Below are 8,514 nucleotides of genomic sequence, written 5' to 3'. Positions count from 1 at the left end.
GCCGGGGGCGACGGCGACGCCGACGGAGCCGGTGGTGACGGCGGGGCTGGCGGCGTCGGCGGCAACGCCGTGTTGATCGGCAATGGCGGCAACGGCGGCAACGGCGGGACCGGCGTTACCACGGGGGGCTCGGGCGCCGGCGGAACCGGTGGACTCCTGCTGGGTACGGGCGGGCTCCACGGCTTGCCGTAGCGGACCCACCCGTTGGGACCGCGGCAGCGGTTTTACGGGTCGCGGGGAAGGCCCAGTAGCCGCTCGGCGATGATGTTCAGCTGCACTTCCGACGTGCCGCCGTAGATGGTGGTGGCCCGGCTGGCCAGCAGGTATTCCCCCCACTTGCCCGGCAATTGGTCCGGGTCGCCGATCGCGGCGTCGGTGCCGAACGTCGACACCGCGAATTCGGCGTAGCCCTGCCCGGTGCGCATCGACAACAGCTTGGAAATCGCCGCCGACGGCATGGGATCGCCGCCGGCGATGGTCAACAGCGTGGAGCGCAGGTTGAGCACCTTGACCGCATGACCCTCGGCGATCAGCTGACCCGCGCGGTGGTGGGCGACCTGGTCGAAATGTCCGTCGCGGACGAACTCGACGAACTGTGGCAGGGTGGCCAGGAAGTTGGCGTCGCTGCTGCCGATCGACACGCGTTCGGCCGTCAACGTGTTGCGGCTGACCTCCCAGCCGCGGTTCACCTCGCCGAGCACGAACTCGTCGGGAACGAACACATCGTCGAGGTAGACGGTGTTGAACATCGCGTGACCCGTCAGCTCACGCAGCGGCTTTACTTGCACGCCTCTGCTTTTCATGTCCAGCACGAAATAGGTGATGCCGTTGTGCTTCGGTGCGTTCGGGTCCGTCCTGGCCAGTAGTGCACCGTAGTGCGCGAACTGGGCGGCCGTCGTCCAGATCTTCTGGCCGGTGACGCGCCAGCCGCCGTCGACCCGGGTCGCTTTCGTGGTCAGCCCCGCCAGGTCCGAGCCGGCGCCAGGCTCGGAAAACAGCTGACACCAGATCATGTCGGCGCGGAAGGTCGGCGGCAGGAAGCGCTGCTTCTGCTCTTCGGTGCCGAACGCGACGATCGACGGGATGATCCAGGCCGCGATGCCGACCTGCGGCCGTTTGACCCGCCCGCTGGTGAACTCCTGGGCGATGATGACCTGCTCGACCGGGCTGGACGCGCGCCCCCACGGCTTGGGCAGATAGGGCAGCACCCAACCGCCTTCGGCGATGGCGACCCTGCGTTGCTCGCGCGGCATCGCCTTCAGGGCGGCAACCTCGGCCCGGATCTCCGAGCGCAGTTTCTCGGTGTCTGGGTCCAGGTCGATGTCCACCGGGCGCATACCGGTGGTGGTCGCGGTGTCCACCACCCGTTGCGGGTAGGTGGTGTGGCGGCCGAAGCAGGCGGCCAGCATCAGCGCGCGGCGGTAGTACACGTTGGTGTCGTGCTCCCAGGTGAAGCCGATGCCGCCGTGAACCTGGATGCAGTCCTGAGTGCAGCGCTGGGCGGCGGTCGGCGCCAGGGTTGCCGCTACCGCCGCGGCGAATTCGACGTCCGGGCTGCCCTCGCGCGCCTCGTCCAAGGCGCGGGCGGCGTCCCACACCGCGGCGGTGGCGCGTTCGGTGTCGGCGATCATCTCCGCACACTTGTGTTTGATCGCCTGGAACTGGCCGATCGGCCTGCCGAACTGTTCGCGAATCTTGGCGTAGCTTGATGCGGTGTCGGTGGCCCAGCGGGCTACCCCCACGGCCTCCGCCGACAGCAGCGTGGACATCAGCGCGTGGGCGGTAGTCATGCTCAGATTGCTCAGCACGACGTCGTCGGTGACCTCGACCGCGTTGGCCCTCACGTGCGCGATGGGCCGCAGCGGGTCCAGGCTGCGGACCGGCTCGATTTCCAGCTGCTCGGCCCGCAGCACCACCCACTCCTCGCCGCTGTCGATGGCCACCGGCAGCACCAAAACGGCGGCCTGAGCCGCCGCGGGGACCGCGCGGACTTCGCCGCGGATCACCAGGATGTCACCCTGACGGGTGGCGGTCAGTCCGGAATCCAGCGCGTACGCGGCGATGGCGGACCCGGTGGCCAGTTCGGAAAGCACCTTGGCCTCGGGGTCGTGCGCCGCAATCAACGCGCTGGCAATGGCCGACGGGACGAACGGTCCGGGCACCGCCCCATAGCCGAACTCGGCCAGCACCACGGCCAGCTCGAGGACGCCGAACCCCTGCCCGCCCACGGATTCGGCCAGGTGCACCCCTTGCAATCCTTGTTCGGCGGCTGCCTGCCAGTAGGGCGGCGGGTTGTCGACCGGGGTCTCTAGAGCCGCATGCAGCACCTCAGATGGCGCCACCCGCGCCACCAGGGATCGCACCGAATCGGCGAGGTCGTGATGTTCAGGGGTTATTGCGATCGGCATTGTTCGCCTTCCCTTGCGCGAGTTCCTTCCAAGCTAACAACCGGTGGGTTGGTTGACCAGATTGGTTAGCGGCCGTCCGTCGAGCAGCCGCCGGCAATTTTCGACGGCCTCGCCCAGATAACGCCGCATGGTGTCGGCGGTGTACCAGGTGACATGGGGAGTGAGCACCACGCTGTCCAGGGCTAGCAGCGGGTTGTCGGGCGTAACGGGCTCGACAGCGAAAACGTCCAACCCCGCTGCCGCCAGCCGCCCGCCGAGCAGCGCCTTGACCAGGGCGTCTTCGTCGATCACGGCGCCCCGAGAGGTGTTGACCAGCACCGAATCCGGCTTCATCCGGGCCAGCGCGGCGGCGTCGATCAGCTGCTCGGTGTCGGTGGTCAACGGTACGTGCACGGAGACGATGTCGCTGGCGGCCAACAGTTGCGGCAACGGCCGCCACCCGGGGCGTCCGTCGTCGCGGGTACTGGTGTGCAGCACGCTGGCACCCATCGCGGCGACGATGGCTGCGACCCGTTTGGCGATGTTTCCGTAGCCGATCAGCCCGACCGTGCAACCGCCGATGTCGCGCACCGTCTCGCCCAATTGCGGGTCCGTCGGCCAGCCCCGGCCCTGACGGATCGCGGTATCGAGCGTCGGTAGCCGGCGCAGCGCGGCCAGCATCAACAGCACCGTGCCCTCGGCAACCGAGGGAGCGTTGGCGCCCGGCATATTGGCCACCGCGATACCGCGGTTCGTTGCCGTCCTCACGTCGATGGTGTTCACCCCGGCGCCGAATTTGTGGATCAGCCGTAGCCGCGCGCCTTGTTCCAAGTCGGTGTCCGACAGCGGACGAAGCACATGCCAGATCACTTCGGCCTCGGGCAATTCGCGGTAGAAGCAGGCGTCGTCATCTTCGGAACACCAACGGACCTGCAGCCAATCTCGTTCGGCCGCAACGAGGTCAAGTACCTTGTCGCCGGGTGCGAAGTGAGCGAGAACTCTCAGCGCCACCGCTCGGCGATCCAGTTGGCGATGGTGTCGGCCTGCTCGTCACGCGCGCCCGGTGTGGTGAAGTAGTGGTCGGTGTCGATCGAGGTCCGGGTCTTGTCGGTGCCGGCGAGCGCATCGTAGATGCGTTGGGCGTCAGAGGGAAACACTCCGGTGTCGGCGTCGGCGTTGATCACCAGCGCCGGGCATGTGATGCGCGCCAAGTGCGGCTCGGCGCGGGTTTGGGCCTCCCGCAGACTCCACATGCCCAGCCAGTTGCGCAGCGTGCAGGCCGCGGCGATGCCGTGCGCGGAGCGGTTGGCTTTCAGCGGCGCGCCCGCGTAGCACAGATTGGGCTGACGTTTGGTCGGTTCGATGGTGGGGTCGACCATGCGCGGGTCGGCCCAGGTTCGCATCACGGCAAACGGCCGATCCGAAAAACCTGCGGCGCGTACCCGTTTCAGCTCGGCCCGGGCCCATTCGGTAATGCGCTCGTTGCGCGCTACCTGAGCGGCGCGATATCGGGCGAGAAACTCGGGGGAGTAGGGCGGTCCGTTGTCCTTGTTGAACAGGTCTATCTCGGAATCCGTTGCCACCGGGTCGGTTTCGTCGACGACGGCGGCGTCCATCCAGGCGGTGAGCACATCCGGGCGGCCGGGGTGGGCGGCGGTGGCGACGTAGCCGTCGGCGACGGGCAACTCGGTCAACCCGGCCGCCGGGCGCATACCTTCCAGCGGAGTGACGTTCGGGTCGACCGCCTGTGACTGATAAGCGGCCATCAACGAACCGCCGCCCGAATTGCCCAGTAATATCACCGTTTCCACGCCCTTGACGTCCCGCAGCCAGCGCACCCCCACGCCGATGTCGACCAATGCGTGGTCGAGCAAGAAGTGGCTTTCGAAGCCGCGAAACCTGGTGTTCCAGCCCAGGAAGCCGATCCCGCGGGTGGCCAGGTATTCGGCGAGATAGTGTTCGGAAAAGTCGATCTGGTAGTGGGTGGCAATCATCGCCACCGTGGGTCTACTTCCGGCGACGTGGTGGTAGAGCCCTTGGCACGGGTGTCCGCCGGCGCCGGCGCGTCCGGCGGTCGGGGAGGGCAGGCCGACGAACTCCCGAACGACATCGGGCAATTCAGTGAACCTCCTCACCGTAGATGGCTCGGTAGTAGATGTTGGCCAGGGTCTGGATGCAGGCCTGGCCGTCGGGTTCTTCGGCACGGGCTCCGCTGAGCTGGATGTAGCAGAACTGGTTGAACATGGCCACGATCGCCTCGGCGATCAATTGTGGGTCATCGCCTGGGCAATACCCCTGCGACTGGGCGCGCTTTACCGTGTCGGTGATGAAAGAGATTGGAACCGCGCATATCTCGGCCCAATACTGGGCGAAGTCGTCGTTGACCATGGCCAACTGGGACACGCTGATCATCTCCGCGAGCCGGTTGCGGTAGGTGTGCCAGTGCGCGGCGGCGGCCTGGTAGGCACGCTCGCGGTTGGACAGGCCGTGCCGGGTCACCGATTGGGCCCGATCGTTGGCTTCGTCGCGGAACCGCAGCGCCCACTGACGCACCATCGCTTCCTTGGAGTCGTAATAGTTGTAGAAGGACGCCGACGAACGGCCGGCCTCGGCGGTGATGTCGGCGATAGTGGTGGCCAGAATCCCTTTGCGTGCGATGACTATTCGGGCGGCGGTGTCGATCGCGGCCTGAGTCCGCCGACCGCGGTGCGTCGCAAACTCAGCCACCTGACGCGCCTCCTCTGGAGCACAACTGAACCTGATGTTAGATTCAGATTCAAGTCTTAGCCAGGCCAGGGGCAGGGGCCGATCGGAGCCGCACGATGATCAAGCCGCACAACGCCAACACCGAGTTCGAGTTCGGCGGAATCAATCACGTCGCGCTGGTGTGTTCGGATATGGCGCGCACCGTCGACTTCTACAGCAACATCCTGGGCATGCCGCTGATCAAGTCGCTCGACCTGCCCGGCGGGCAGGGGCAGCACTTCTTCTTCGACGCCGGCAACGGCGACTGCGTCGCGTTCTTCTGGTTTGCCGGGGCACCGGATCGGGTGCCGGGCATCTCCTCACCCGGCGCCATTCCGGGCATCGGCGACATCACTAGCGCGGTGAGCTCCATGAACCATCTGGCATTCCACGTCCCGGCTGAAAAGTTCGATGCCTACCGGCAGCGGCTCAAGGACAAAGGGGTGCGGGTCGGCCCGGTCCTCAATCATGACGAGAGCCAGATGCAGGTATCGGCGACGGTGCATCCCGGGGTGTATGTGCGTTCGTTCTACTTCCAGGACCCCGACGGTATCACCCTGGAATTCGCTTGCTGGATAAAGGAATTCACCGATAACGACACGCCTGCCGTCCCCAGGACGGCGGCCGACCGGCGACCGGCGGCGGTGGCTGGCCAGCCGTGACGGACGGTATCTTGACCGATGAGCAGATCGCGGCACTGAGTCCCGAACAACGGCGAGAACTCATCTCCCGGCTGGAGCGTCCGCTGGGCGAACTGGTGGACCCGACGACTCTGGCGCGGACGCGGCGTGTCCGGTTGCGTCTGGTCATCGGTTGCGCGCTGGCGCTGATCCCGTGGACGGCATTTCTCGGGTTGACCCTGCCGGCCAACTACGTCGCGCACAATTGGCCGGCCACCTGGGTCGGCTTCGACATCCTTTTGGTCGGCTTCATGACGGCGACGGCGGTGCTGGGATATCTGCGCCGTCAGCTGTTGCTGCTCACCTCGTTCACCACCGGGGTGCTGCTGATCTGTGACGCGTGGTTCGACCTGATGACGGCGGGACCCGACGAACGCTGGTGGTCGGTGCTGACCGCGCTGTTCCTGGAGCTGCCGGTCGCCGTCGTGATGATCACCAGCTCGCAGCGCATCATGCGGCTTACCCTGGCGCGGCTCTGGCTGATCCGACCGGGGACGCGGCTGTGGCACCTGCCGCTGTTCCCGTGAGGTGGTAGAGCTTCGGGTCGGCGAGTTCGTCGAGCAACGACGCAAGCTGTGCGACGAGTTGGTCCGGCTCGAGCGCGATGTGCCCGGCGAGCCAGGCGCTGATGGTTTGGCCGACTCCGCCGACGACGAAGTGCGCGCCCGCCTTGATGTGCTCGTTTGCCGCAATTCGCAGTGCGTTGCCGGCATGCTGACCGGACAACATGGCGAACAGCGCGCTGGATTCGGCGCGCTTGCGCATCACCACGGGGTTGGCCAGTTGGGTGCTGAACAGCAGGCGCCCGATGCGGGCGTCGCCGGCGATGGTCCGCACCAGGTTGGCCATCCCGGCGCGCGCCTGCTCGTGTGGGGGTACCGCAGCTACCGCGGCCTGGGTGGTGGCGGCGAGCCCGGCGACCACCCAGTCGAATACGCCGCTGACGAATTCGTCCTTGTCGACGAAGCTTTCGTAGAAATAGCGGGCCGACAGGCCCGCCTGGCGGCAGACGCCGCGGACCGTGAGTTCGGTGATGTCTCCGTCGTCGCAGCCGAGCAGGTCCAAGCCGGCGTCCAGCAATTGCCGACGCCGTGCGGCCAGCCGCTGCGCCGCATCGACGCCGCGGTACGGGCGTGCGGAGGGTTCGCCTGACCCGGAGTCTTCGGTCACGAACGTCATCTTGACACCAGGGCAGGGACCCGAGCAATATCGGGAAACAAGCGTTATCACAATTAGCGGGTCGGCTCGGCTCGGCAGGAGGACGTACGGTGGCAATTCCCGGTGCGGTTCGCCAGCAAGTGCCACATGTTGAGCGTCCGGTGGCCGACGCACCCCGGCCGGTGCGGGCCAGGCGCGGGCGGCCGGCCACGACAGACGACACCTTAATGGGGATCGCGCTGTTGGCCGGTCCGGCCAACGTGATTATGCAACTGGCGCGGCCCGAAGTCGGCCATGGCGTGGTGGAGAGCCGAGTGGAGAGTGGCCGGCTGGACCTGCATCCGATCAAGCGGACGCGCACCACCTTTACCTATATTGCGGTCGCCATGGCCGGCACCGACGCGCAGCGGGCCGCTTACCGCCGCGCGGTGAACCGGGCGCACGCTCAGGTGTACTCGACATCCGAAAGTCCGTTGCAGTACAACGCATTTGACCCCGAGTTGCAGCTGTGGGTGGCGGCATGTATGTGCAAGGGCGCAGCTGATGTGCACCGCATCTTCGTCTGCGAATTGGACGACGCCGAGGCCGAGCGTCATTACCGCGAGACGATGGCGCTGGCCACCACGCTGCAGGTACCCCCGGAGATGTGGCCGCCGGATCGAGCTGCTTTTGACCGGTATTGGCAGGAGTCGCTGAAGAAGGTGCGGATCGACGACGCCGTTCGCGACTACCTGTATCCGATTGCCGCAGCGCGGATACCGGGTGTGCCGTTGCCCGCCGTGCTGCGCAAGGTTCCGGAAAGTATCGCGCTGCTGATCACCACTGGCTTTCTGCCGCAACGGTTTCGCGACGAGATGCGGTTGCCGTGGGACGCCGGAAAACAACAGCTTTTCGATCGGTTGATGGCGGCGATAGGGACCGTGAACGCCATGATGCCGCGGGCCGTCCGGCAGTTCCCGTTCAACCTGATGCTCTGGGACTTGGACCGCCGGATCAAGGCCGGGCGCCCGTTGGTGTAGGCGCCGACAGCCCGGAGATGCCGCCCGTCACCGCGGATATGCGTTGACGTGCTGGCGCACGGCTGACAGCACGTCGGCGCGGGGTTTTGCGGTTACGCCAACCCGGTCAACCCGTCCGCGCCGATCAGTCCGCCGGTGCCGCCGGTGCCGGCCTTGCCATTGGTCGCAGCCTTCCCGCCGTTACCGCCGTTGCCGCCATCGCCGACCAGGATTGCGTTGCCGCCGTTACCGCCGTTGCCGCCGGTGCCGTTGGTCGGTCCGGCGTCACCGCCGGCGCCGCCATTACCGCCGCTGCCGAACAACCCGGCCGCGCCGCCTACCCCGCCGTTACCGCCGGTGCCGGCGGGGGTAGCACCGCCGCCGGCGGCGCCACCGGCGCCGCCGGCGCCGCCGGAGCCGATGAGGAAGCCGGCTTTGCCGCCGGCGCCACCGACACCGCCGGTGCCGGCGTTGCCGCCGGCCCCGCCCCAGCCGCCGTTACCGCCGGCGCCGCCGGAGCCGAAGAGCAAGCCGGCGGGCCCGGCG

The 8,514-nt window shown here is 67.2% G+C and carries 9 protein-coding genes and 1 pseudogene; 4 read left to right on the top strand and 6 right to left on the bottom strand.

The genetic code is table 11. The annotated features are described in order from the left end of the window. The coding region (locus BST40_RS26405; protein WP_198929564.1) for a hypothetical protein at nt 1-192 on the top strand (192 nt) is incomplete at its 5' end. Between the two features lie 32 nt (nt 193-224). Here BST40_RS26405 and BST40_RS26400 read toward each other — a convergent pair. The 4 genes from BST40_RS26400 to BST40_RS26385 are packed head-to-tail and all read right to left on the bottom strand — an operon-like array spanning nt 225 to nt 5,114. Next, a complete protein-coding gene (locus BST40_RS26400) occupies nt 225-2,408 on the bottom strand; it encodes an acyl-CoA dehydrogenase family protein (protein ID WP_075549911.1) in 2,184 nt (727 codons plus the stop codon). A 33-nt stretch (nt 2,409-2,441) separates the two neighbouring features. Continuing rightward, nucleotides 2,442-3,398, bottom strand: coding sequence for a 2-hydroxyacid dehydrogenase (locus tag BST40_RS26395; protein ID WP_082275705.1), 957 nt, complete (start codon nt 3,396-3,398; stop codon nt 2,442-2,444). After that, nucleotides 3,389-4,504 carry an alpha/beta hydrolase gene (locus BST40_RS26390; RefSeq protein WP_083156238.1) on the bottom strand — a complete coding sequence of 372 codons (1,116 nt, stop codon included), beginning with the start codon at nt 4,502-4,504 and terminating at the stop codon, nt 3,389-3,391. Before BST40_RS26390 ends, BST40_RS26395 begins: the two co-directional genes overlap by 10 nt. Before the next feature lies 1 nt (nt 4,505). Then, on the bottom strand, nt 4,506-5,114 hold the full coding sequence (locus BST40_RS26385; RefSeq protein ID WP_075549914.1) for a TetR/AcrR family transcriptional regulator: 609 nt from the start codon (nt 5,112-5,114) through the stop codon (nt 4,506-4,508). Nucleotides 5,115-5,209: 95 nt separating this feature from the next. Here BST40_RS26385 and BST40_RS26380 point away from each other — a divergent pair, with 95 nt between their 5' ends. Together BST40_RS26380 and BST40_RS26375 are read left to right on the top strand one after the other, a co-directional pair. Beyond that, entirely contained in the window at nt 5,210-5,794 is a 585-nt protein-coding gene (locus tag BST40_RS26380) for a VOC family protein (RefSeq protein WP_075549915.1), read from the top strand. Beyond that, a complete protein-coding gene (locus BST40_RS26375; protein WP_075549916.1) occupies nt 5,791-6,339 on the top strand; it encodes a hypothetical protein in 549 nt (182 codons plus the stop codon). Before BST40_RS26380 ends, BST40_RS26375 begins: the two co-directional genes overlap by 4 nt. On the opposite strand, the gene BST40_RS26370 is transcribed toward BST40_RS26375, so the two are convergent. Continuing rightward, nucleotides 6,272-6,991 (bottom strand): TetR/AcrR family transcriptional regulator, encoded by a 720-nt coding sequence (locus BST40_RS26370; RefSeq protein WP_075549917.1) that lies wholly within the window; start codon nt 6,989-6,991, stop codon nt 6,272-6,274. The genes BST40_RS26375 and BST40_RS26370 overlap by 68 nt on opposite strands. A gap of 89 nt (nt 6,992-7,080) precedes the next feature. On the opposite strand from BST40_RS26370, the gene BST40_RS26365 reads away from it, so the two are divergent. Next, on the top strand, nt 7,081-7,989 hold the full coding sequence (locus BST40_RS26365; protein ID WP_075549918.1) for an oxygenase MpaB family protein: 909 nt from the start codon (nt 7,081-7,083) through the stop codon (nt 7,987-7,989). 92 nt (nt 7,990-8,081) lie between these two features. On the opposite strand, the pseudogene BST40_RS26360 reads toward BST40_RS26365, so the two are convergent. Next, nucleotides 8,082-8,514: pseudogene (locus BST40_RS26360) on the bottom strand (hypothetical protein); the annotation flags it as partial.

The sequence above is a fragment of the Mycobacterium persicum genome (assembly GCF_002086675.1).
GTDB lineage: Bacteria > Actinomycetota > Actinomycetes > Mycobacteriales > Mycobacteriaceae > Mycobacterium > Mycobacterium persicum.
The sequence above is the reverse complement of the archived record's forward strand: the minus strand, read 5'-3'. Positions and strand labels throughout refer to the sequence as shown.

Coding starts and splice junctions, on each gene's coding strand:
- BST40_RS26400 (WP_075549911.1), bottom strand. CDS start 2,408: ATGCCGATCGCAATAACCCCTGAACATCACGACCTCGCCGATTCGGTG.
- BST40_RS26380 (WP_075549915.1), top strand. CDS start 5,210: ATGATCAAGCCGCACAACGCCAACACCGAGTTCGAGTTCGGCGGAATC.
- BST40_RS26370 (WP_075549917.1), bottom strand. CDS start 6,991: ATGACGTTCGTGACCGAAGACTCCGGGTCAGGCGAACCCTCCGCACGC.